The 22,085-nt window shown below is 40.9% G+C and carries 33 protein-coding genes; 14 read left to right on the top strand and 19 right to left on the bottom strand.

Translation table 11 applies throughout. The features are described 5' to 3' along the window. Positions 1–104: 104 nt before the first annotated feature. Together SU86_RS07750 and SU86_RS07755 are read left to right on the top strand one after the other, a co-directional pair. Positions 105–383, top strand: coding sequence for a 50S ribosomal protein L44e (locus SU86_RS07750; protein WP_048188639.1), 279 nt, complete (start codon positions 105–107; stop codon positions 381–383). Continuing rightward, a complete protein-coding gene (locus tag SU86_RS07755) occupies positions 383–580 on the top strand; it encodes a 30S ribosomal protein S27e (RefSeq protein ID WP_048188640.1) in 198 nt (65 codons plus the stop codon). Before SU86_RS07750 ends, SU86_RS07755 begins: the two co-directional genes overlap by 1 nt. Here the strand turns inward: SU86_RS07755 and SU86_RS07760 are convergent. Genes SU86_RS07760 through cobD form a run of 5 tightly spaced genes read right to left on the bottom strand, consistent with a single transcriptional unit; the run spans position 563 to position 4,703 of the window. Then, on the bottom strand, positions 563–1,120 hold the full coding sequence (locus SU86_RS07760) for an NTP transferase domain-containing protein (protein ID WP_236687688.1): 558 nt from the start codon (positions 1,118–1,120) through the stop codon (positions 563–565). The two genes, SU86_RS07755 and SU86_RS07760, sit on opposite strands and share 18 nt — an antisense overlap. 11 nt (positions 1,121–1,131) lie before the next feature. Then, entirely contained in the window at positions 1,132–1,857 is a 726-nt protein-coding gene (gene cobS, locus SU86_RS07765) for an adenosylcobinamide-GDP ribazoletransferase (protein ID WP_048189384.1), read from the bottom strand. Beyond that, positions 1,850–2,812 carry a cobalamin biosynthesis protein gene (locus tag SU86_RS07770; protein WP_048188642.1) on the bottom strand — a complete coding sequence of 321 codons (963 nt, stop codon included), beginning with the start codon at positions 2,810–2,812 and terminating at the stop codon, positions 1,850–1,852. The genes cobS and SU86_RS07770 overlap by 8 nt, the downstream gene beginning before the upstream one ends. Continuing rightward, on the bottom strand, positions 2,809–3,639 hold the full coding sequence (locus SU86_RS07775) for a cobyric acid synthase (RefSeq protein ID WP_048188643.1): 831 nt from the start codon (positions 3,637–3,639) through the stop codon (positions 2,809–2,811). Before SU86_RS07775 ends, SU86_RS07770 begins: the two co-directional genes overlap by 4 nt. After that, the gene (gene cobD / locus SU86_RS07780) at positions 3,636–4,703 is read right to left on the bottom strand and encodes a threonine-phosphate decarboxylase CobD (RefSeq protein ID WP_048188644.1); all 1,068 of its coding nucleotides are present in this window, start codon (positions 4,701–4,703) and stop codon (positions 3,636–3,638) included. Before cobD ends, SU86_RS07775 begins: the two co-directional genes overlap by 4 nt. 81 nt (positions 4,704–4,784) lie before the next feature. Between cobD and asd the strand changes: the two genes are divergently transcribed. The 3 genes from asd (at position 4,785) to SU86_RS07795 (ending at position 7,376) form a co-directional block, all read left to right on the top strand. Then, on the top strand, positions 4,785–5,867 hold the full coding sequence (gene asd / locus SU86_RS07785; RefSeq protein WP_048189385.1) for an aspartate-semialdehyde dehydrogenase: 1,083 nt from the start codon (positions 4,785–4,787) through the stop codon (positions 5,865–5,867). 128 nt (positions 5,868–5,995) lie between these two features. Continuing rightward, complete coding sequence (locus tag SU86_RS07790) at positions 5,996–6,394, top strand: Lrp/AsnC family transcriptional regulator (protein WP_420887337.1); 399 nt, start codon at positions 5,996–5,998, stop codon at positions 6,392–6,394. A 52-nt stretch (positions 6,395–6,446) separates the two neighbouring features. Continuing rightward, complete coding sequence (locus SU86_RS07795; RefSeq protein ID WP_048188646.1) at positions 6,447–7,376, top strand: heme o synthase; 930 nt, start codon at positions 6,447–6,449, stop codon at positions 7,374–7,376. A 143-nt stretch (positions 7,377–7,519) separates the two neighbouring features. Here SU86_RS07795 and SU86_RS07800 read toward each other — a convergent pair whose 3' ends face one another. After that, positions 7,520–7,849 (bottom strand): winged helix-turn-helix domain-containing protein, encoded by a 330-nt coding sequence (locus SU86_RS07800; RefSeq protein WP_048188647.1) that lies wholly within the window; start codon positions 7,847–7,849, stop codon positions 7,520–7,522. A gap of 95 nt (positions 7,850–7,944) precedes the next feature. Here SU86_RS07800 and SU86_RS07805 point away from each other — a divergent pair, with 95 nt between their 5' ends. After that, positions 7,945–8,199, top strand: coding sequence for a hypothetical protein (locus tag SU86_RS07805; protein ID WP_148550840.1), 255 nt, complete (start codon positions 7,945–7,947; stop codon positions 8,197–8,199). A gap of 141 nt (positions 8,200–8,340) precedes the next feature. On the opposite strand, the gene SU86_RS09510 is transcribed toward SU86_RS07805, so the two are convergent. After that, a complete protein-coding gene (locus SU86_RS09510; protein WP_082096207.1) occupies positions 8,341–8,490 on the bottom strand; it encodes an AbrB/MazE/SpoVT family DNA-binding domain-containing protein in 150 nt (49 codons plus the stop codon). Between the two features lie 98 nt (positions 8,491–8,588). On the opposite strand from SU86_RS09510, the gene SU86_RS09400 reads away from it, so the two are divergent. From SU86_RS09400 to SU86_RS07820, 3 genes are all read left to right on the top strand, one after another. Further along, positions 8,589–9,740, top strand: a complete 1,152-nt coding sequence (locus SU86_RS09400) for a cupredoxin domain-containing protein (RefSeq protein ID WP_158507483.1) — start codon at positions 8,589–8,591, stop codon at positions 9,738–9,740. 70 nt (positions 9,741–9,810) lie between these two features. After that, on the top strand, positions 9,811–10,035 hold the full coding sequence (locus SU86_RS07815; protein ID WP_048188649.1) for a hypothetical protein: 225 nt from the start codon (positions 9,811–9,813) through the stop codon (positions 10,033–10,035). A gap of 26 nt (positions 10,036–10,061) precedes the next feature. After that, complete coding sequence (locus SU86_RS07820; RefSeq protein WP_048188650.1) at positions 10,062–10,499, top strand: hypothetical protein; 438 nt, start codon at positions 10,062–10,064, stop codon at positions 10,497–10,499. 148 nt (positions 10,500–10,647) lie between these two features. On the opposite strand, the gene SU86_RS09955 is transcribed toward SU86_RS07820, so the two are convergent. The 5 genes from SU86_RS09955 to SU86_RS07840 form a co-directional block, all read right to left on the bottom strand. After that, positions 10,648–10,791 (bottom strand): hypothetical protein, encoded by a 144-nt coding sequence (locus SU86_RS09955; RefSeq protein ID WP_177318932.1) that lies wholly within the window; start codon positions 10,789–10,791, stop codon positions 10,648–10,650. A 106-nt stretch (positions 10,792–10,897) separates the two neighbouring features. Further along, positions 10,898–12,466, bottom strand: coding sequence for a hypothetical protein (locus SU86_RS09405; RefSeq protein WP_052755621.1), 1,569 nt, complete (start codon positions 12,464–12,466; stop codon positions 10,898–10,900). A 56-nt stretch (positions 12,467–12,522) separates the two neighbouring features. Next, positions 12,523–13,920: an NAD-dependent succinate-semialdehyde dehydrogenase gene (locus SU86_RS07830; protein ID WP_082096209.1), complete on the bottom strand. Its 1,398-nt coding sequence runs from the start codon at positions 13,918–13,920 to the stop codon at positions 12,523–12,525. Between the two features lie 21 nt (positions 13,921–13,941). After that, the gene (locus SU86_RS07835; RefSeq protein WP_048188651.1) at positions 13,942–14,361 is read right to left on the bottom strand and encodes a hypothetical protein; all 420 of its coding nucleotides are present in this window, start codon (positions 14,359–14,361) and stop codon (positions 13,942–13,944) included. A 110-nt stretch (positions 14,362–14,471) separates the two neighbouring features. Further along, positions 14,472–14,831 (bottom strand): DUF6659 family protein, encoded by a 360-nt coding sequence (locus tag SU86_RS07840; RefSeq protein WP_048188652.1) that lies wholly within the window; start codon positions 14,829–14,831, stop codon positions 14,472–14,474. A 233-nt stretch (positions 14,832–15,064) separates the two neighbouring features. Between SU86_RS07840 and SU86_RS09515 the strand changes: the two genes are divergently transcribed. Together SU86_RS09515 and SU86_RS07845 are read left to right on the top strand one after the other, a co-directional pair. After that, a complete protein-coding gene (locus SU86_RS09515) occupies positions 15,065–15,220 on the top strand; it encodes a hypothetical protein (RefSeq protein WP_158507484.1) in 156 nt (51 codons plus the stop codon). Positions 15,221–15,396: 176 nt separating this feature from the next. Next, on the top strand, positions 15,397–15,885 hold the full coding sequence (locus tag SU86_RS07845) for a hypothetical protein (protein WP_052755623.1): 489 nt from the start codon (positions 15,397–15,399) through the stop codon (positions 15,883–15,885). A 259-nt stretch (positions 15,886–16,144) separates the two neighbouring features. Here the strand turns inward: SU86_RS07845 and SU86_RS07850 are convergent, their stop codons facing one another. Together SU86_RS07850 and SU86_RS07855 are read right to left on the bottom strand one after the other, a co-directional pair. Next, entirely contained in the window at positions 16,145–16,534 is a 390-nt protein-coding gene (locus SU86_RS07850; protein WP_048188653.1) for a hypothetical protein, read from the bottom strand. A gap of 37 nt (positions 16,535–16,571) precedes the next feature. After that, on the bottom strand, positions 16,572–16,997 hold the full coding sequence (locus SU86_RS07855; RefSeq protein ID WP_236687689.1) for a winged helix-turn-helix transcriptional regulator: 426 nt from the start codon (positions 16,995–16,997) through the stop codon (positions 16,572–16,574). Positions 16,998–17,112: 115 nt separating this feature from the next. Between SU86_RS07855 and SU86_RS07860 the strand changes: the two genes are divergently transcribed. Further along, positions 17,113–17,427: a hypothetical protein gene (locus tag SU86_RS07860; protein ID WP_048188654.1), complete on the top strand. Its 315-nt coding sequence runs from the start codon at positions 17,113–17,115 to the stop codon at positions 17,425–17,427. 264 nt (positions 17,428–17,691) lie between these two features. Here SU86_RS07860 and SU86_RS07865 read toward each other — a convergent pair whose 3' ends face one another. The 3 genes from SU86_RS07865 to SU86_RS07875 all read right to left on the bottom strand — a co-directional run bounded on the left by SU86_RS07865 (position 17,692) and on the right by SU86_RS07875 (position 18,872). Beyond that, positions 17,692–17,970, bottom strand: coding sequence for a hypothetical protein (locus SU86_RS07865; RefSeq protein WP_048188655.1), 279 nt, complete (start codon positions 17,968–17,970; stop codon positions 17,692–17,694). Between the two features lie 58 nt (positions 17,971–18,028). Then, positions 18,029–18,367, bottom strand: coding sequence for a hypothetical protein (locus SU86_RS09410; protein WP_052755626.1), 339 nt, complete (start codon positions 18,365–18,367; stop codon positions 18,029–18,031). 196 nt (positions 18,368–18,563) lie between these two features. Then, positions 18,564–18,872 (bottom strand): P-II family nitrogen regulator, encoded by a 309-nt coding sequence (locus SU86_RS07875; protein WP_048188656.1) that lies wholly within the window; start codon positions 18,870–18,872, stop codon positions 18,564–18,566. 301 nt (positions 18,873–19,173) lie between these two features. Here SU86_RS07875 and SU86_RS07880 point away from each other — a divergent pair, with 301 nt between their 5' ends. After that, positions 19,174–20,037, top strand: coding sequence for a CBS domain-containing protein (locus SU86_RS07880; RefSeq protein WP_158507485.1), 864 nt, complete (start codon positions 19,174–19,176; stop codon positions 20,035–20,037). A 96-nt stretch (positions 20,038–20,133) separates the two neighbouring features. Here SU86_RS07880 and SU86_RS07885 read toward each other — a convergent pair whose 3' ends face one another. After that, positions 20,134–21,408 carry an ammonium transporter gene (locus SU86_RS07885; protein WP_048188658.1) on the bottom strand — a complete coding sequence of 425 codons (1,275 nt, stop codon included), beginning with the start codon at positions 21,406–21,408 and terminating at the stop codon, positions 20,134–20,136. A gap of 132 nt (positions 21,409–21,540) precedes the next feature. On the opposite strand from SU86_RS07885, the gene SU86_RS07890 reads away from it, so the two are divergent. After that, positions 21,541–21,870, top strand: a complete 330-nt coding sequence (locus SU86_RS07890) for a P-II family nitrogen regulator (RefSeq protein WP_048188659.1) — start codon at positions 21,541–21,543, stop codon at positions 21,868–21,870. Here SU86_RS07890 and SU86_RS09785 read toward each other — a convergent pair. Beyond that, entirely contained in the window at positions 21,867–22,013 is a 147-nt protein-coding gene (locus SU86_RS09785; RefSeq protein ID WP_158507486.1) for a hypothetical protein, read from the bottom strand. The two genes, SU86_RS07890 and SU86_RS09785, sit on opposite strands and share 4 nt — an antisense overlap. Between the last annotated feature and the right edge of the window lie 72 nt (positions 22,014–22,085).

A 22,085-nucleotide genomic window follows, 5' to 3' on the forward strand; every position in this document is an offset into this window, starting at 1 on the left:
TTAATCATGCTAGCAAGACTAGTCACGCCAATCATTTTGCAATACGCTCTATTATAGGTTGAATGGGGCCATTGTTTAAATTACCAAATGGGAGGCTTTGTTCTATGAACGTACCCAAGGAAATGAACAGGTATTGTCCCAAGTGCAAGACTCACACACTACAAAAAGTAGCACTCTACAAGGCAGGCAAAAGACGTGGCTCTGCAATAGGTGAGCGAAGACACGAAGAGGACAAAAAGGGGTACGGAGGGCAAAAATTCCCAAAGCTTGCCAAGCCCGCAAAGACTACAAAAAAGCAGACTCTAATATTCACATGTCCTCAATGCAAGAAAAAGACAAATAAACACGGAATCAGGCTACGCAAACTGGAGTTAGTTGCATAATGAAACGATCACACATATTGGTTCCAAAGCCAAAGAGCAAATTCCAAAAAGTCCAGTGCAAGGAATGCAGTGCAGAAAACATCCTGTACTCACATGTCACCACAACAGTAACATGCAAATCCTGCGGAAACGTAATCGCAGAACCAACAGGTTCAATTGCAAAGATTCACGGAACAGTTCTAGGAATTCTTGAATAAATCGTAATCTTTTCTTGTGTTTAGATTAACTGCAATTCTTTTATCATCTAGTATTGTATGGGTTTCATTTGTAGTACCAGATTTTGGATTCACAATAGAGATTCCGGTGTAATAACACTCCGTATCATCGATTAATACAGAATATTCAAGATTGAGATTTTGTTGCTCTAGGAATTTTTTGCTCACAACAAAGCTTTGCCAGGATGAGGTTTTCTGGTGTTTTGATACCATATCTTGTATTATGGTATGATCCAGCAACGGCAGATCACCTGACACTACAAAGACTGGCTCTTCAAAATTTGATAATGCAAATGTTAGATCCTCAACATAGTCTGTCCCCTTAGTGTGTAGTGTTTGGATTTGATTTTCCAGGAGGAGTTTTTCGGTGTTTGGTGAATTGGGGCTGGTTGCTGTAACAACACTGGAAAAACAATTAGAGCTCACCAGTGCATCAACCACATGCAAGACAAGCGGCTTTTTGTGGTATAGTAGAAGCTTTTCGCCAGGTATGTCCATCCTTGTTCCTCGGCCTCCAGCCATTACAAGCCCAATCATACCGATGCAAACACAAGAAATGACGAAACGCGGGATAACTCGTTTATTGCGCCCATTATATCACCAGAGATTCCGCCAAAACTACGCCTGGAAACACCTACCACAACCAAGGTAACAGCAATTCCTACACCAAGCGCTACAAATCCCACATAATTTTGGAAAATGGCAATTACACCTATTGTAATCATAATAGCAAGTGTTAGCTTCTTTTTGTCCTTCATGGATTCAATAAATGTGGAATTAGAGCCAGGCCATGCAGAAGGTCCGATACTAGCAGATAAAACCATGCAGAACTTGGCAATCACCTCACCAATCAATATAGCATGAAACAGCTCAAAGCCTTTCATAAATGACAGTGCAATTATTACTGCTGCAACATACAATACAATACCAATAATTCCGGCAGAGCCGACCTTTGGATCCCGCATCACCTCTAGTTTTTTTTCCTTGGTTCCCCTTACCATCAGACCGTCTGCAAAATCAGACAGGCCATCGGTATGATGAATTCCAGTAATAAGGACCAGGCCTGCAGTGACTAGCAGTCCGACAACTAGAGGCTCCAAAAATATCGATAGGCCCCAGCCCATTGCGCCAAGCAAGAGTCCTATTGCAATTCCAATTACTGGAAAAAGATACATGTGTTTTGCAACCGATTGCAGATCCGAGCTTCCAGTAGGAATTATGGTAAGAAATGAAAACACGGATCCTGCCTGCCTAAACATGAATCCACCATCCAACATAACTCAAAAGTATGATCAGCGGAATTGTGACCAGCCCGCAAAACAAGACGCATGTCGTTTTCATTAGTAGAATGGCAGACTTGTAGTGGGTTTGATCTGGTTCGATTGTCCCATTTCCCAGGGTGTAATGATCTAGTTTTTCAAACCTAGTTCCTAGTGCGCCTGCCATTGCGGCCATTGGGATTCCGGCATTTGGGCTGGACGTCTTTTTTCCATCACTTTTCATAGTGTATAATGCACCTTTCCAGTCGGCGCCAACTAGAAATGCGGCTAGCACCATCACATAACCCGTGATTCTTGCCGGAACATAGTTTAGGACCTTGTCTGAATTTGCGCCAAACCAGCCAATGTTCGCAAATATGGTATTTTTGTAGCCGGCCATGGAATCAATCGTGTTTATCGTTCTGTATACGAATGCGCCTGGCAATCCAAACAATCCAAAATAAAACAGAGGACCCGTAACACCATCAACAATATTTTCGCTTGTGGTCTCCAATACTCCCGAGACCACGTGGTTTTTGTCTAGTTGTTTGGTGTTTCGTTTTACCAGCATAGATAGTCGGTCTCGCGCTTCATCTAGATTATCCCGAGATAGTGATTCCATTACCATCTTTCCGTGCTGTTCAAGTCCGCGAATCGCAATTGTTGTCTTTAGTAATATTATACTGATTATACCAAAAGCCATCACAGATATCACATCGGTAAAATGTAAGGTGAAAAATTCAAAATAATACAGCAAGGCGGCAACCACGCCAGAAATTGCAATGGTAACGATCATTCCGCCCATTTTCTCCATTGTGGGGTTTTGTGATCTTGCAAACGGAAGAAATCTTGCAACCAGCGTACCAACCCAGGCAGTTGGGTGATATTTCGATCTTGGATCGCCAAATGCCAAATCAAGCAGTATTGCGCCAACTACTATCAAAACAGGAATCATTGGATTAGCCTCTCAATTGATTTTATGTCAAGATTTTTTTGTACTATATTTGCAAGTTTTTCCAGCTGGGAGTCCAGTCTCTTTTGGTTTTGCTTTTTGAATAGGTGTATTTTATTATCAAGCGAGTCCTCGTTTGGCAAGTCTAGATCAACTGAAGGTATGACGCCGAGAACGGATTTAGATGTTATTTGCTTTAAAATCCTAAAGCCCGGCTGCAATAGCTTGGCATTGCCTCTGAATTTGTTTATGATGAATCCCTTGACCAGATTCCGGTGTGCCTCTGAGAGAAGCGACATGGTACCAACCAAGCTAGCAAAAGAGCCTCCCCTTTCTATATCCGCGACAAGCAGCACTGGTGAGTGGGTCTTTTGTGCCATCTTCATGTTTGCAATATCATATTTTTGCAGGTTTATTTCTGCTGGCGAGCCTGCGCCCTCTAGTATGATGATGTCGTATTTTGATTTGAGGTAAGCAAAGGATTCCATTGCTGCTTTGAGTCCTTTGGTTAGCGCAAATTTCTCATAGTATGTTTTGGCGGACATTTTTTTGTAGGGCTTGCCCTGAATTACTATATCACTCATGTAGTTGCCAAGTGGCTTGAGCAAAATGGGGTTCATGTGGGGACTGATTTGTGCTCGTGCGGCAATTGCCTGGATTGCCTGCGCTTGGGATATCTCAAAGCCGACCTTGTAGGAATAATTGGACATGTTTTGCGACTTGAACGGCGCAACACTATAGCCCTGATTTGATAGGATTCTGCACAAGGCTGCCACAAGCGTTGTCTTGCCGGCACCAGAAGAGGTTCCCTGGATCATTATTGATTTCATTGTATACGCTCCAGTGCTGAGACAAGCTTTTGGTTTTCTTTATGTGTCCTGACTGCAATTCTTATGTGATGGTTATCCAGCCCTCTGAAATTGCTGCAATCACGGACCAGAACGTTTTGGTGGAGTAGTTTTTTTTGCAATGTTTTGGCTGGCTGCCTTGTTTTGATTAAAATGAAATTAGTGTCAGTATCATGACAGGAAAAACCATCTATTCCAGATATTGAATTAATGAGAAACTTGGATTCTTTTTTGATTAATCGTTGTGTTTTTGCAAGAAATTGTACATCATCGAGCGCTGCAATTCCTGCCTCTTGCGCCAACCCATTTACACTCCAAGGAATTTTTATCCTATCCAGAACTGAGACTAGGGCTTTGCTTCCCACTCCATAGCCGATGCGCAATCCTGCCAGACCAAACGACTTGGTCAGAGAACGCAAAACAAAGAGATTATCATGCTTTGGTACCAGATCTATTACGGATTGGTTTTGAGGCACGGCCAACTCCATAAAGCACTCATCAACAAAGACAATTGAGGATTTTGCCTTTGCCGACTTTATGATTTGCAGTATGATATGTTTTGGAATGAGTTTGCCAGTCGGGTTGTTTGGGTTGCACAAAAAGACCATACCATTTCTTGGAATTTTTTGCATGAATTTTTCCAGATCGGCCTGCAAGTCCATGCTGATGAAGAATTGCGGCTTTGCGCCACAAAGACATGATGCGGATTCGTATTCTGAAAATGTAGGGACTACAATCAATACTTTGGTTCTGTTAATGGTCGCCCGGCAGAAATCATAGATTATCTCAGTTGCCCCATTTCCTACTATGATATAATCAGTGGATATTTTGAGGTATTTTGCCAGTTTCTGTTTTAGCTTGGTGGAATCATGGTCCGGATAGGTGGAGACTTTGGCAAGATTTAGTGATTTTTTTACCACGCCTGGAAATCCAAGTGGATTCACGTTCGAGCTAAAGTCCAATATTTTGGGATTCGGGTTTTTAATGGAATATGGCCCGCCGTGTCCTGCCCTTAGATGAGTTTGGATGTTTTTGGCAAACTTCACGCATTAAATCTGCTCGTGAGTGGTTTAGTTGTTGCGGTTTTGGCTCTAAAGAATTATTAATTGATCGCACAAAAAATTTCCTTGATGAAGAAGCGCGTAGCAATACTTGGTGCGACTGGAGCCGTAGGGCAGGAATTCCTCTTATCGCTGGAAAACCACCCTTGGTTTGAGGTAACACAGCTAGCGGCATCTGAGAGATCGGCTGGCAAAAAATACATTGACGCAATCCGCGATCCAAACTCGGGCATTATAAAATGGCAAGTAGGTGGCGATGTTCCAAAATATGCACGCGACATGATGGTAACATCAATTGACCAAGTCAAGGTATCTGATCTGGACTTGGTGTTTTCCGCAGTGGAATCCGATGCTGCCCGAGACATAGAGACCAAATTTGCCAAGGACATCCCAGTGGTATCTACTTCTTCAGCATACAGGTATGAGGAGGACGTTCCAATTTTGATTCCAGGAATTAATGATGATCATGTAGAGCTAATAGAGGCACAAAAGAAAAACAGGAACTGGAAGGGCTATGTTTTACCCCTGCCAAACTGCACCACAACCGGCCTTGCCATAACCATGAAGCCTCTCTATGACACCTATGGCGCAAAAAAAGTAATCATGACATCAATGCAGGCAATCTCGGGCGCCGGAAGATCTCCTGGAGTATCTGCATTAGATGTCACAGATAATCTAATTCCATACATTCCAAAGGAAGAAGGAAAGGTTCGAGTAGAGACTGCCAAAATATTGGGCAAGCTAAAGGATGGTAAAATCATACCAGCAGACATTAGAGTAAGCTGTACATGCACACGAGTTCCAGTAATTGATGGCCACACAGAATCTGTATTTGTAGAGACTTCCAAGACTGCAAAACTAGATGATGTAAAGCATACCATATCAGAGTTTTCTGATCACATCAGCGTCACTGGATTGCCGTCTGCTCCAAAAGACTATTTGGTAGTGCATGAGGATCCGACACGACCACAACCAAGAATTGACAGACAAATCAATGATGGCATGACTACATCGATAGGCAGACTGGAAGAAGACACCATATTTGATAATGGCGTCAAGTACGTTTTGTTCTCACACAACAAAAAGATGGGCTCAGCAAAAGGTGCGGTTCTGCTAGCAGAGATGCTATACAAAAAAGGAAAAATTTAGAAAAATTTTATAATTTTTCTCTCATAACTTATAAAACACCAAAGGAATTTGACGAGCAGGTGTTTTAGACGGCAAAAATTGATGATCTAGACCTGACTATTCTATCTGAGCTATCTGAAGATGCGTCCATTTCCATCCCAAGGCTCTCTGAGAAAATAAAGGTCAACCCGTCAGTTGTATATTCTCGAATCAAAAGACTCACCAAGAAAAAACTGATCGAGCGATTCACCATCATTGTTAATGATAAAGAGCTTGGCTATGGAGTCAAGGCACTCACTGGCATAAACATGGACTCTAAATTTCGTGATGGAATAATAGATGAATTATTCAAAATAAAGGGTGTTCGCGAAATATCAGAGGTCACCGGCAGATTTGATATTATAGTAACAATGTATGCCCAGAACCTATCAGAAATGCACAAGCTGATATCAGAAGGAATTGGCAGAATTCAGGGAGTGCTGGCATCGGAATCCTTCATAGAGATGAAGCGCAGAACCAAGACCATGCCTTATAATCACTCGACATGAGACCATGTTACATTTAATTTCAGATTATACCTTTGCAGGAATGGTGAAATAGATGCAAAAAGCACAGGCAAGGGGAAAAATTGCCACATATTACGAGTTGACAAAGCCAAAGATCTGGTACCTTTTGGTCTTTACTGCATTTGGCGCCACAATTACTGCATCAAATGTGTATAACGTTGAGGTATCACCAGCTACCTGGGCTTTGATGCTATTTGGAGTAGCTGCTGGATCTGCAGCAGCCAACACTTTGACCAATTATCATGATAGAGACATTGACAGTATAATGGAGAGAACCAAGAGCAGGCCAATTCCATCTGGTAGAATCTCACCACCGGAAAAGGCGCGGGACTTTGGACTGGTATTAGCTGGCATATCTTTGGCGTGTGCATTTGCCACATCATATACGGCTGGATTTTGGAATGGGATATGGGCAGGCATTTTCATGACATTTGGCTTGGTAAATAATGTCGCAGTTTACTCACATGCACTAAAAAGAAGAAGCCGAACCAACATCATACTGGGGGGTCTTTGTGGTGGGGCGCCTCCATTGATTGGCCATGCTGCCGTAACACTACAAGGACTATGGGATTTAGGAATGGTAATGGGTGGTTTGGTGTTTATCTGGATTCCAATGCACATTTGGGCACTCACCTTACACTTCAAAGACGATTACAACAAGGTAAATGTTCCAATGCTTACTGCTGTACAATCTGAAAAGACATCGGCCAGAGTAATTGCAATATCCACATTGGTCATGGTTTTGTTTAGTGTGGTGCCGTTCTTTTTGACACACGAGGGAAAACCGGTTATGAGTGAGATCTATCTATACACGGCAATTGCGTCAGGTGCTTTGATGCTGATTTTATCATTCTGGGTCATTGCAAAGCCATCGGAAAAATCATCATGGGTCTTGTTCAAGTTTTCCAGCCCATACCTGGCAGTGTTGTTTATCGCATTAATGGTTGATTCTGGATTCAGATAGTACAATACAGAAATTAGTTTTCTTGGATATTTTCCAGAAATAATTGGGAGAGAAAGTTTTTGCTTGTGCGTAAAATAATTGGGAATAATTGGGAAAAGAAAAAATCAAGATTTATGATAAATTGTTAGAAAAGCTCAAAGACTCTACTTGACCTTTAGTCTCTTAAAGGCCAAGTCCAGTGCCAGCTTGTTAATTGACTGTGCCTGAGCCGAATCTGGGTTTAGCTGGTACATTTTGGCCTTGCCTACGTCTCGGCTATTTACCAAAACTCCTTGTGATTCCAGCTTTCTTATCTCGTTTAGCGCAGTCTTGAATGTAATGCCTGCGTTTTTTGCAATATCTGATATAGAGTAATCATACTTTTTAAAAACGCACAGAAAGTCCAGAATCTTTGATGTGCTGCATGGAAAGAGGTGCTCTAGTGGGCCTTCCTCTAAGGCCTTGTCTTGTATGAGTTTTGTCTTGGCTTTCATGGTGTTAATGTGGTGATTCAATTATATAACCATTTACTTGTTATTATGGAAATCATTACATAATTGATAATATAATGGAATATGCCAATTATTCTGTGAAGTATGATGATCTATCCGTTACAATACTTGCCAAGCTGGCCTTGGATGGAGTCATTGGCGGCAAGCACACATCTTCAGAGTCAATCAAGCGAGGATTCCCCTCACATCTCAAAGGCGATGTGGACAAGACCCTCAAAAAACTGGTAAGAACAAATCTCGTATTGCACCACCCTACGTCTTATGGAATACAGTATTCACTAAATCCAAGGAGACTAGATGAGATTAGAAAGATTGTTTCAGACTTTGGATGATTATTTGGACAACAGTCGTCTTAAGTCTTGGAAAATCATTTTTGGATACAATGGGTGAGAAACGCGGAATTGGTGAGCGTGGGCCTGATAAAGAAAAGCGTGAGTTTAATGTAGAAAACAAAGGTTGATTTTCTAAAAGTGCTACAGTTCGTTTTTGATAACGACTTTGCCATTTTCCTCAACAAAGATTACCGTTTGGCCATCTTCAATGTGCAAAAATCGCCTGGCATCCTCTGGAATTGTCACCTGATATCTTACTGTGACTTTGCTTGCACCAAGAATTCTAGTCATTCTGGCATGCTTACATGCTATTCACGCATTAATGTAGCCATGAATAACATGTATACATGTATCCACGTTTACCAAGAATCCTTATATTCTGTAGTGATATGAAGGCCATCAAATTGAATAACAGATTACTCATAACGTTGGTTTTTGCCTTGAGCTTATCGACATTACCCGTATTTGGTGCAGAAATCAAAATTCCTCTTGGGGCATCAAAGCAGATCTGCGAAAATACGGATAGCTGCTATTTACCATCTACAATCAACGTCAGAGCAGGTGAGATTGTCACATGGACTAACAATGACAGTGCAGCTCATACAGTAACCAGCACAAAAGATTCGTTTGATAGTAGTATAATTTCTTCTGGTAAAAGTTTTGTTTTCAAATTCCAGGAATCTGGTAAATTCGAGTATCTTTGTATTCTCCACCCTTGGGCGAGAGGAATTATCATAGTTGATGACGGTCAATCTAGTTCATCGGATCATGCAGAAAACATTGAGACAAAGAAAACAATTGCAAAATCTCAAGATGTTCCTGCTGAAAACACTCAGGAAATTGAAGCAAAAAAACAAGTAATAAAATCTCAAATTGAAACAGATACAACCGAAGCTAAATTCAAGAAACAAGCAATTTTGGATCGAATAAAGATCCCTTCATTGATATTAAAAACAGATAACACAGAATATGAAGACGGTGACAAGATCACAATTATGGGAAAAGTTTTCCCGATAATCAAGAAAAAATCAGTGACTTTGCAGCTACTCAATCCTGAAGGAGATCTAGTACTTGCACAACAAATAACACCTAACAAAAAATCAGGCATCTTTTCCCTGAAATTAGAGCCTGGAGGAGACCTCTGGGAAGAGTCTGGAACATATTCAATTGCTGCACAATACCACAAGTACAACTATCCTGCAGTGGCATCATTTGATTACATTTCAGAGTCGGAGCCAACAAGCGATATTTTTTATCTAAACATCGATTCTCAGACATTTGAGATCCCATATGAGATAGAAGGTGGAATCATACAAGACATGTCACTTGACCAAGAAACTCCAAGCCTTGATATTTCATTTGAGGCATTACATGACGGTATAATTACAATAGATATTCCTCAAAACCTTCTTGATTATGAATACGGATTTGTTATAATGATTGATAGTTCAGAAGCTGTCTTTACTGATCTAGACAATGGAAAACTAGAGATTCCTTTTGAGGATGGAAGTAACGAAATTAACATTATTAGTCTAAAGTGAGAGTTTTGATGAACAGTTTTGTTGTTTTAAATTTCTCATATTCGGGCTGTGATGTTTTTAGTTCTAGATAATGAAACAAGAAGAACTAGAAAAAAAGGTCATCGAACTGGAAGAAAAGATAGACGCAGTTACAGAGCACAGCAATGAGCTAGAAGAACAAACAAGGCAGGCCTTTTCAAAAATATTAAAACTAATGACAAGATATGCTTCGGCAAATAATGAAATCGCAGAAAGAACGGTATCAAATTTAGAAGAAGAGCTCAAATCATTTGATGAGGACGATGAGAATGCCTGAGATTGTGGGTTAGGGTTATCGAATTGATGCAAAACAGACCAGCAAATCTTGAATTCCAAGTATTTGATGGTACCAAGATTTCCGAAGACATACAGACGGATGTAAAATATCAGGACATCATCTATTACAAATGGGACAGAAAAGAGGCAATTTCAAGTGATCAGGAAAAACGTATCGACTATCAAAAAGCAGCCTCTGAGATGGAAAAACTAGACTGGAGTTTTGTTCACAATCACATCGGATTCGTCAACAAACGCAAAGCAATAACAATCCAGTTTGTTAGACTAGGAGAAAATAAATGGTATGCAGAAAACATCATCATGCAACAAGGAAGATGGACTGGATGTGTATGGCATTGCAATGCGGATAACAAAACCATTACACACATGACAAGGTTGTTTTTTGAAGAAGATCCTAAATGGTTTGATTCCTTGTCTTGGAAGTTTAAGCGGGTTCAGACATAGGTAGCCTATTCAATTTATTATAAAACAGTGATAGACCCTACTGATAATTCCTACGTTTTGCTTTAATATCAAAAATTCAAAAACTAATCAGACTGTGGAGTGGGGAGTCCTAACCGGTGCCCCAACGACCACACGTCCTATCTCGAAATTATTTGAGTGATTTTTTCAAAGTATCATTGATTACTGCAGAAAAGCTTACTGATTTTCCGGTCTTTTTTATCAGGTCTGCCTGGAGATGTCTTAGCTTTTTTTCCACATCCTCATCAATTACTATGGTGTGTCTTCTAATCATTTAGTACTGTCATACAATTATGATTATTCTACTTTGGCATCAAATACCACTTTTGGTATTTTGCACATGATTGATTAGAAATATGTGGATTGGTATGAATTTCATACTATTGGACGGAAAACGAGTCCGAATCCACATAGGCGCCATTATATTTTCCAGTGATGATGTATTTTCCCACCTGCCAATTAGAGTCAATCATTATTGGTACGGTGAACTGGCCCTTGTTGGTAAGAATTCCCTTGAGATCGTAGGTGTTGCCATCAGGCTTGGTTATGGTAAGTATGATGTAGGTTCCTGTCTTGAAGTCATCTACCTTGCCGGTAATCTTTCCCTGGGTTGATTGGTAGGACTGTTTTGCAAATGTTGGTGCACTTATTTGGACCACGCCTAGGCTGGCGGGCTCGGGCTCTGATGGAATGTCATCTGGGATGGCAGAAGTGATGGTTGGGGCATTGGATTCCTCCTGGAATTCTATTTTGATGTTCATTATCCCGTTTTGTATCAAATACTGTAGTCCTGCAACAAAGTCGGCATCTGAGATGGTTCCCTGAGACCACCACTTTGCGTTGTTTTTGACCCAATACGGTATTGGCTGCGAGTTTGCCTGGCCTGGCGCGGTTTGCGGAATTGTAATGATGTCATTTTCAATCATGTATTTTATTCCTGTAAGAAACTCTTGATCATTTATGGTACCATCTGACCACCATTTTCCTAGATCTTTTACCCAGTCAGGAATTGAGATCTGCTTTGGTGGTATGATTGGTTTTGGTGTTGGTTTTGGTGCCGGAGTGGTGCTTGAGATCTCCTTTCCAAATACATAGAGCCAGACTATGCCGTTTTTTGATTTGTCATTTAGTACACCATTGATGAGAATGTCATTTTTTTGTGATGTAATTTTGATGTCTGCAATATTATATGAGCGGGCAGAGATGTTTATTCCGGACTTTACATATTCTGGATAGTCATATAGCGAGCCAACTTTTTTTGAGAACGTGCCTGCACTTGTTTGGTCTGGTGTAATGGTTTCTACCTTGAAAAATCCGCCCTCGTCCTCGATTAGCTTTTTGGCAAACTCGGTTTGCAGTGGCGTTATTATAAGATGGTCTGCATCGGTACTGGAATAATCCAGGTCCTGCTGGATTGGAGTATTGCAGATATAGTCTTGCCAGGACTGGGATGTTTTTATTGTATCAATCATCAATTGACCGTGCAACAACTCGTGATAGTACACCACCAGGTCCTCAATTTGCTTGATTGCAGGATCCTTTTCGGCGCTTTGTGCCAAGGCTGCAGAATTTAGCATCAGCTCGTTGTTGCAGTTTATGGTCATTTTTCCGTTTGATACCGTTATGGAGCACTTCCAAACATAGATGCCACCAGTGATTGCACCACCAGAGTGGGCAATGGAGGGATCAAATTTTGCCAGTCTTGTCTGGACGGTGGCATTTATTGATTGGTAGGTTTCGCCTTGGTCACAGGGAAAATAGTATGTTACTGGCGATGAAAATGAATTGGTTGTATCTGTGACGTCTTTTTTTGGAATGGATAGTTTTTCAAATTCTGATTTTAGTTTGTCAAAGAGGGCCTGCTCTTGTGATGTGGGCTCGACATATGCGGCAAAGGCAACAGGAATCACAGTAAAAAGGGCAAAGATTGCAATGATTCCTATTCTCAATTCAGATGTTCTTTTATGATTTGTTACTTAAGACTTGGGTTGCATTGTACAGTGAATTATTCCACGTAATGGTGGTGAATCAGCTGGTCATAGAATCGGACAGACTTGATGTTGACAAACTCCAGCATTCCGTATTTTGATAGCTCCCTGCCATAGCCGCTCTGCTTTATTCCGCCAAATGGAACTCGTGGATCAGAGATTACGACATTGTTCACTGTGACAATGCCAGACTCTATTTGCTTTGAGAGCGTTTCTGCTTTTTTTAGATTATCAGTCCAAATGCTTGCGCCAAGGCCATACTCGGAATCATTTGCCAGCCTAATTGCTTCCTTTTCATCATCAAATATTGTGATTGGTGCAACAGGCCCAAAGGTCTCCTCATTTGAAATTCTCATGTCTGGTGTCAGTCCTGTAAGAATCGTAGGCTTGTAAAAATAGCCCTTGTTTCCAATTTGTGCTCCACCGGTTAGGATTTGGGCTCCCTTCTTTTTTGCATCTTCTACCATTGATGAGATGTTTTCCAGTGCTTCCTTGTTTACAAGCGGTCCAATGTCGGTCTCTATTACCATTGGATCGCCTACTTGCAGGCGCTCGGTATTGTGGATGAATCTTTCAGTGAATTCTTTAGCTAGCTTTCTTGAGACAAAGAATCTCTTTGATGCGACACAACTTTGGCCGCAGTTGATGAATCTACCCTTTACTGCACCATTTGCTGCCTTTTCCACATTAGCATCTTCTAAAACTATGAATGGATCGCTTCCGCCCAATTCCAGGACGCATTTTTTTAGCAACATTGCAGACTTTTGGCCGACCATTGCACCCACTCTTGTGCTGCCGGTAAATGTTACTGCGTTGACGTCTGCCTCAATTAGGTGATTTGCAGATTCCGATCCTCCAACCAACGTTTGGAAAACTCCATCTGGGACGCCAGACTCTTTGCAGGCCTTTTCGATTTCGATTCCGGACTGCATTGTTACACTTGATGGCTTCATGACTATGGTGTTTCCTGCAATGAGGCTTGGGGCTGCAAATCTTAGAGCTTGCCAGTATGGAAAATTCCATGGCATAATAGATCCTATGATTCCAAGTGGCTCAAATGTGACAAAGCTTTTTCGCGCATCGGTGTTTAGTATTTCATCAGACAACAGAGTTCCGCCATTATCTGCATAGAATTCGAGTGCCCAGGCACACTTTTCAACCTCGGAGATTGCCTCCTTTAGGACCTTGCCCATTTCCTTTGTGGCAACCTCTGCAAGCATTATCTTGTTTTTGCGCAAATAATCCGTTAGATGGTACAGAGCAGCTCGTCTTGTCTCCAAGTCTCCTTTCCAGCTGGAAAATGCAATCCTTGACTTTGATACTTGGTCCCTTACTTGGTCCCTCGACATTGACTCAAAAGTAGAGATTGGCTCACCTGTCGCAGGATTGATTGTGGTGATGGTTTTGTTACTCATTTTTGTGTGGCTTTGTATCTCCTAGACCTTGGTTTTATTGATAAAGAACAAGCTATTGGTTGCATCATCGACTATTTGCTTGTCAATGTTTTGGACTTTTTTGGCAATCTGTGCAATTCTGTCCGGACTCAGGTCCTTGTCTACTGTAAGATAGACAGTAATCATTGGAAGGTAAAGAATCAGTTGCTGCATTTTTTCTCTGACAATGTGAATGTATTGCGTCAGACCATATGCTTGGTTAAAGTGCTCTCGTCTGCTTCGTCTCAGACCGACTTGGTAGTAAAACATCATTCTGTCCTTGTCTGGCTCGTATGGCTCTGATGATAATGATGATTGGTCAATTAGGACGTGGCCTTCCAGATCAATTAATCCTAGATGAACTATTTGTGAATCTGTTTTGAATATCTCGCTTGCAAGTCGTCTTATTTCTTGAGATACCATTTAGCACACCTCAGAATGGCTAATCAGAAATTGGTTGTATTTACCATTCATTGGTATTATAAACCAACACGCACATAATAAAGATATTGGTAATTGTCGGCGCAAAAACGCTAAGAAATGATCTGGATTATCTTTTTTGGTATAACCCCAAAATCAACATCGGATTCAGAGACTACAAACAAAACATGCTTGTCGATTGGGAAGCTCATCTCAAGAACCTTGTCTCGTAGAGCCATTGCGAATTTGACCTTTCCTAGCTGTGTATCAAAGTCTTGGCGCATCTTGACTCGCAAGACCAGCTCCATGAAGAGCATCTCATCGTCCTTTGCGCTGGAAAAGGTAGTCAGTCCGCTTTTCATGCCGCCCTCAATTAGTCTGCCGCGCTCATTGATTATTCCAGCAAAGCGGATTTTGGGATCAAGTTTGTGAATTTGATCGCAGATACTTTGATAGTTGCGAGCCTCACTCAACGATATGATGTATGACAAGTAGATGAAAAGACTATCGATTTTGCAGAACCAGTTTTTGTCATTGTATGGTATTGGTTGGTATGACTAGTGATTACGCAATGCTTTTCAATCAGTATGATTGGATAATAGGTCTTCTTCATATGTCATGGATATATGCAGTGAGTATTTTGTGTATTTTCCAACTTGCAGGACATCAAAACTATGGGTGTGAGAAATAATGGCAATGACTTGTAATGGAATTTGTCATAGATACAAGGCTGCAAAACAGATTGGCAAGAGTCGGTATCTTTTGGGACAAAAAAGGTGCAATGGGTGTGAGATATTCATCAGGTGGGATGGCCTTTGGTGCCCATGCTGTAATTACAAGCTCAGATCAAGGCCCCGTGTGAGCCAATACAAAGCAAGATATCTGGAGCAGACAGTAAAGCGAAAAGCCCTGAAAAACATCATTGTTTAGACCCAGGCACAAAAATTACGAACGAGTTTGATTGGGATTGGTGCTGGTTACCATTCATTACCAAATAAAACCAAATGTTTATATACCATTCATTGGTTGTAATAACCAATGGATGGAAAGAAATACCAAGACTCCAAAAGAGCCCAAGTACAATTTCCTCCACAACAAAAGGTGCAAAACAAAATGACAACAAACGAAACAACAAAAGACGTGTTTTCAGTATACACCAAGAGCTTTGACAAGCTAAAGAGCGCATTGGACAAATCAGCAGCACAATCACTACAGTCATACACAAGCCTAAACCAAGAACTAGTAACTTCTTGGACTAACTTTGTGCACACTGCAGTAACAATCCAGCAAAGCGTTGCCAACAAAATTGGCATCAACTATTCTTTGCCAGAACAAACAATCACTGCTGTTTCTGATGCAACCGAGGCAATCGTAAAGGCAGTCGAGACAAACAACAAAGTAGTCCAAACTGCATTTGATGCAACAATCCAAAACGTAAAGACAATCAACCAAAACGCATCAGCATTTGCCGAGCTAAACCAAAACGTCATCAACTCTTGGCTCAGTGCCTGGAAACCACGAAACTAAATATTCTCTTTTTTCCTTTTTTTTATCCAAACTCTGAATATCGTATTATAATTTGTAAGAATTTCATTATTATTGTATAAAAAGATCAGAAATCACAAAATATGGTTTAAGAAATTCTACCACAGATGCACCACATCAAGACCAAACCAGATAATACTTTGATCATATCATGGAATGATGGCATTGTAGCTGTCGCCAAGATACTACTCGTTTTTGGCCTTAAGCTAGGGTGCCGGATTTTTTACTAGGAAAAAATACACTATGGCTTGTTTTGCCTTTGCATCTTGTCTAGGGCTTCCTTTGATTTTGTTTCTGCGTCTTTGGCAAAGTTTTGCCATATGTTTTGCCAGTGATCGAAAAACGCCTTGAATGATGCGAATCCTGACTCTTTCCACATGTCTTCCCACGCTTTCTGGGACCATTGGTACGGGTTTTGCTCAAAGTTCTTTGAGAGGTTTTGCCAGATCTCGTTGTATTTTTTCATCTCATCAAAGTTTGAGGACTTCATTGCTTGCTCAAAGCCTTGAATGTAGAGCTTGAATGCGCTTGCTGCCTGCTCTTGCATTGTTTGAAATGATTTGGTCCAAGCTTCAGTTGCCTTGGAATATGCGTCTAGGAAATCGTTGCCTTTTGGTTTGTTTGATTCCATGGTTTAGTATGGAATTAATTGCACAAATAGTTGTTGATTATTGCTCTAGCTGCTTTAGGGCTTTGGTGCTGAGTGTTTGCTTGATGGTTCGAGGCTTGCCGTCAATGAATACATCCCCACAACAATACTTCATGGAGAATTCTGCCATCTGGATTAGGATTGGTGCCAGTGCATGGCCTTTTTCGGTCATGGTGTACTCTACTCGTGGTGGGGTCTCGGGATAGATCTTGCGTGAAATGAGGGCATCTTTTTCCATTTCTCTAAGCCGGACTGAAAGTGTTTTTGGGTTGATTCCCTCAATAGAGTCCAGAAACTGGTTGAATCTGCTTTGCTTGAACATTAGCATGTTACGTATGATATGCATGGTGAATTTTTTTCCCATCAGCTTTAATGTGGTATCCACTGGGCAGGCCTTGATGTCGCAGCAGCTTGGGTTTAGAAATTCTTTGTAATCTTGTTGCAACTTACCATTTCCTCACTTACTGTTGTATTGGGAACTTTCTATGTTAAATACTTACCTTTCTATAGTAACTACAAGGAAGTAACAAACTATGGAATGTACAGCGGAATCATGTAAAATGGAAGGCATAGAATCTTGCGCTTGTGGCTCAAGCAAGCCATACGAGCAATGTTGTGGATGCGAAACAATGGATCCTATACAACATGCTATGATGGCCTGGCACAAGGCATTCTTTGCTGCGCATCATGATGCAATGGCTGAAAGAATGAGAAAGAGAATAGAGTCCTCATACGGCCCAACCATGGACAAGGCAGCTGATGCTGTCTTTGAGGCAGTTGGAAAAGTATGGAGCTCCATGCTAACTCAATCTGAGGCAAAAAAAGAGGTTGCATCAAAGTTGCAGAAAATATTTTCTGAAACAAATAGGAGATAGTGGAGCAATCCCCAATGCACTATCTCTTATTTTCTTTTTTTTAAAGAGTAGAACGTCACTGGCAGACTGCATGCCAATAGCAATTTGTAGACCAAGCTTCCATGAAGCATGCCAGTGACTTTGGTTACGGGTTTTGGTAAAACATTGATGTTTTACATTTTGTCTGTGTGGTAAAATGTATTAAAATTGGCCGAAGGTTTTCTGGTGTTGTTCTAGGAATGTAAAACCGTTCTTCTCCCCATCTAATGACGTAATTCAGTCACATTACAGATTGATGGATTGTTCCCATACTTTTCTTAGATTTGGATCATCTGAAAATATCCAAACAATAGCACGATCTTTTGTGAAAATTATCTTGTTCGACTTTTCTAGATAGCCCAGAATTCTGTTAAATGTCTGAGTCTGTATCGTTTTTGGCAATGCTCTTTGTAGTGCACTTTTTGATGGAAACTCATGATGTTCTTTTAGGACGTCTTCTACCATTTCGATACTTGCCAGACGAGGATCATGTCCTTTATTTTCAGAGACTGTTCTACTAGCCATGCTACATTATAGTACAATCTGGTATATAACATATTTGTACTATTGATTACCAGCAATATCAATTCTTGTAGCCAAAACGCGCATTGTACTTTTTGTGGTCTAGCGCCTCCAGCACGAGAATTCCGATTCCAACATCATCAAAGGAATGTATAGCATACATTAATCGCCAATAATCCACAAGCTCGATTCTAAACAGCGTCTTAATTTTGAATTTTTTTATGTAATAGTCTGGAATCTTGTTACGCTCTATGTGATCACCTCTAGTAGGTTCTTGTTTGAGTAGATCTATAGTGTCAGTAATGGATTTGTGTAATTTGCTACTAGTGTTCAAGCTTGTGTAAAATGGAACAAAGTCATCTTTTGTTCCTCTGATCTTCAATGGTTTGTTAAATTTCATTTCTTCAAACGCAAATGATGTTAGTGATATTAAATTATGATGTTCAAATCATCTCATAATACTCAGTGATACGCAGGTTCACATGATATCAGACACGAGCCTGATAAGAGATCCTCCCGCGTACCAGGTTCTAGCATACGCGATTCTGCAATTAAAGGAACACTACTAAATTATACGAACAAGTTGTGTTTTGAGCCTAGATTTTTATGATTTTATTCACATCGGATATTGTTATGATTCCTTTTGATGTGGAATTTGCATTCTTTTTGATTGCATCAATTACTTTCTCAACTTGATCGTCTTCCACTATAGTTACAATGCAATCAATTAGGTTATAGAATTGTTCTTCTAGCTTTGTTCCTCGTGTTGTGTGTATTTTTTCTCTTTCTGCAGGCCCTCTCCCTCGTGCGTAAAACACAGTAAGACCGCCAACTCCAGCGTTTTCTACTGCCTCAACTACACTCTCTAGCTTGCCAAACTGGAAAAATGCCTCAACTCGTTTCATTAAAACAAGGCAGGTAGTCCAGAATTTAATGTCATAGATCGATTTTCAAACGTGATAATTTTGGATTATCGATTTTTGCCAAACGCACCCTGATGATCTGTTAGGCAACACTTGCATTCTTTTAGGTAGCACTCAGATTGCGTTTCGTGCCCGCATGAGCCGCAATCACATGGTTTGTAGTTTGCCATCGTACCACAAATGAATTCATTGTTTTTAATACAATAGGTAGCAACCCAGCTTTGATTTTCAGACAAGGAAATTATGTTGCGATTTTTTATAGACAGATAAAAGAATGAACACATTGAGTACCGCAAAGGATCTAATGAAGGATCCAATCACTGTGAGTAAAGATGCAAATGTTGCAGAAGCGCTAAGAAAAATAGTAAACAAAGACATTAGCCGCATCATAATAACTGATAATGATGAGCCAGTAGGGCTCGTAACTGAGCGAGACATTGGTCTGTTTCTTCTAACAGAGCAGACCGACAGAAAAATTGACGAAATTCCGATTACTGAAATCATGAACCGACTTGTAACAGTAAATCATTCTGCTAGTATTGAGGATTGTGTCCAGATTATGGTAGATCGGGAGATTGGCTCACTTGGAGTAAATTTTGATGGTAAAACAAAGGGGATCATAACAAGGACAGACCTCACCAAGTACTATATCACAAATTTTGTAGGCGAAAAGCGTGTAGGCGACGTAATGACAATATCATTTGTGTCATGTTATGACGATGATCCGCTGTATGATGTATTATCCAAGATGATCAGCCAGCGCGTATCAAGGATTATTGTAAAGGATCATGGCGACAAGCCAGTCGGAGTATTGTCATTTAGGGATCTGTTCAGACTAACGATGGTTCTCGGCAAAGAAGAAGAAATAGTGGACAATTCGTCTGGTATTTCTGTTTTGTTTTCAAGAAAAGGCCTCATCTCAAAGACGGGCTTTGGTGGAACTGCCCAGGCCAAAGAGGCAATGACGGTTAACATGATAACAGTAGAGCATGATGACGACTTGGTCATGGCATGCACTTCACTTGTAGAAAACGACATTAATGGAGCTGCAGTCTTGGTCAACAACAAACTAACTGGAGTTCTTAGCAAAACAGACGTGGTCAGGGCAATAGCGGCAATTTCTAAAAAGAAAAAAGACACTATCTAAGACTATTTCGCTGGATTCATTATCACATAATAGATAACAGGACCTACAAAAATAGCAGTCAACCCTATTCCAGAGATTATCCAAGTTAGCTTTTTTCTATCCATCATGTTTTTTCTGCACCTCTTCGTCTAGCTTGAATTCTTCCTCATCAGCATATGCCTGCTCAGCATGCTCACCAATGTCGAGTCCTATCTCTTCGACTTCCTTTGAGACCCGTATTCCAATTAGGAACTTTATGACCTTGAGTATAGCAAACGTTCCACCAAATCCTAATGCACCTGCGACTGCAACACCTATTCCTTGGGTCACAATCTGCATTGGGTTGCCAAAGAGCAAGCCGTCTGGACCACCTGGATTTATTGCAGAAGATGCAAAGATTCCAATTGCTAGCGATCCAATGATTCCTGCAATTCCGTGGACAGAGCTTACATCTAGTGCGTCATCAATTTTCAATCTGTCCTTGATTAGCAAAACTCCACAGTATGATGCAAGACCGATTGCAATTCCGATGATAAAGGAATGTTCTACGCTAACATAGCCAGATGCTGGTGTGATCCCTGCAAGTCCCGCAATGGCTCCATTGATTGCAGCTATAACACTTGGCTTGCCGGTTCTCATCCAAGACAGTCCAACCCAGATCAGAGCAGAAATTGATGATGCCATGTGAGTGACAATCACGGTATTTCCTGCTACGCCGCCAGATGATAATGCACTTCCTGCATTGAATCCGAACCAACCTAACCATAACAGTGATGAGCCTAAAACCGCGATTGGGATGCTGTGTGGCACCATTATTGCAGGACCATAGTTTCTTCGCTTTCCTAGAACAATGGCTGCAGCTAGTGCACCCATTCCGACACTTGTGTGAATTACAATACCGCCTGCAAAGTCAAATACTCCAAGATCTCCAAGCCACCCACCTCCCCAAATCCAGTGGGTCAGTGGATAATAGATCAGAGCAGACCAAGCTACGATAAATATGATAAATGATGAGAACTTCATCCTCTCGGCAATTACGCCAGTCAAGAGCAATGGAGTAATTGCTGCAAACATTAGCTGGAATTTAGCAAACAGGACTCCAGGAATAGTTGGTGCAAATGGCAGCGAGTCATCCCATGGGACTCCCTTTAGGAAAACATAGTCCATGTTGCCAACTATTCCAGCAGTGTCTGGTCCAAACACCAAGCTAAATCCAAATACAAACCACATCACACTGAGGAGCGCCAATCCAAAGAAAATCTGCATGAAAATCGAAACAGTATTTTTTCTGCGTAATAGACCAGCCTCAAAAAGACCTAGTGCTGGGATCATCAACAATACCAAACTGCCAGCAATCAGAATCCACGCTGTGTCACCAGAGTCTATTGGCACAGTGCTTTCGAATCAAATTTAGTAATATAATTGTGCGTTCATTTTCAATTTTGATAATCATTTGATTATCGGATGTTGCATCAATGAGATTCAAAAAAAGATATTTTACTGTGTGATGGATTTGAAAAACACTTGATACGAATCGAAGTCATTTTGCCAAAAAATGAGGTAATGGCAGTAAGTGAAGGCCTAAAGCAGATCAATGTTGGCGGCCTGACCGTCTCAAAAAAACGTGGGCGTGGAAAGAATCCAGGCCCTGAAATCCACGCATCAAAAGGAACCGAAGTGTTCATTCCCCAGTTCTCAGACAAGTACGTTCTGGAGATAATCATACCAGAAAATATGGAAGAAAAAGCAATTCAAATAATAAAACAAAATGCAACAATAGGCAAGATCTTTGTGCATCCTGTCCTTCGCACCTATGATATCAAGACAGGCGCTGAGGGCGAAAAGGCAATCTAGAATTTGCCGACTAGTGCCTTCCAGCAGGACAGATGATACCAGTTTTCTCGATATAGTGTTGCATCCAGATCAGATAGACTGGTTTGTTCTTTGCATCTTTGACATGTGACTAGTGTCTGTTTGTTAGATTTGTCCAATGACATGAAAGTTGTTTTTCAGATTTGATTTAAAACCAATTGTTTGTGTTTTTTAAAAACATGTTCCGCAAATGTGAT

Origin of the sequence: Candidatus Nitrosotenuis cloacae (assembly GCF_000955905.1) — an archaeon.
Lineage (GTDB): Archaea > Thermoproteota > Nitrososphaeria > Nitrososphaerales > Nitrosopumilaceae > Nitrosotenuis > Nitrosotenuis cloacae.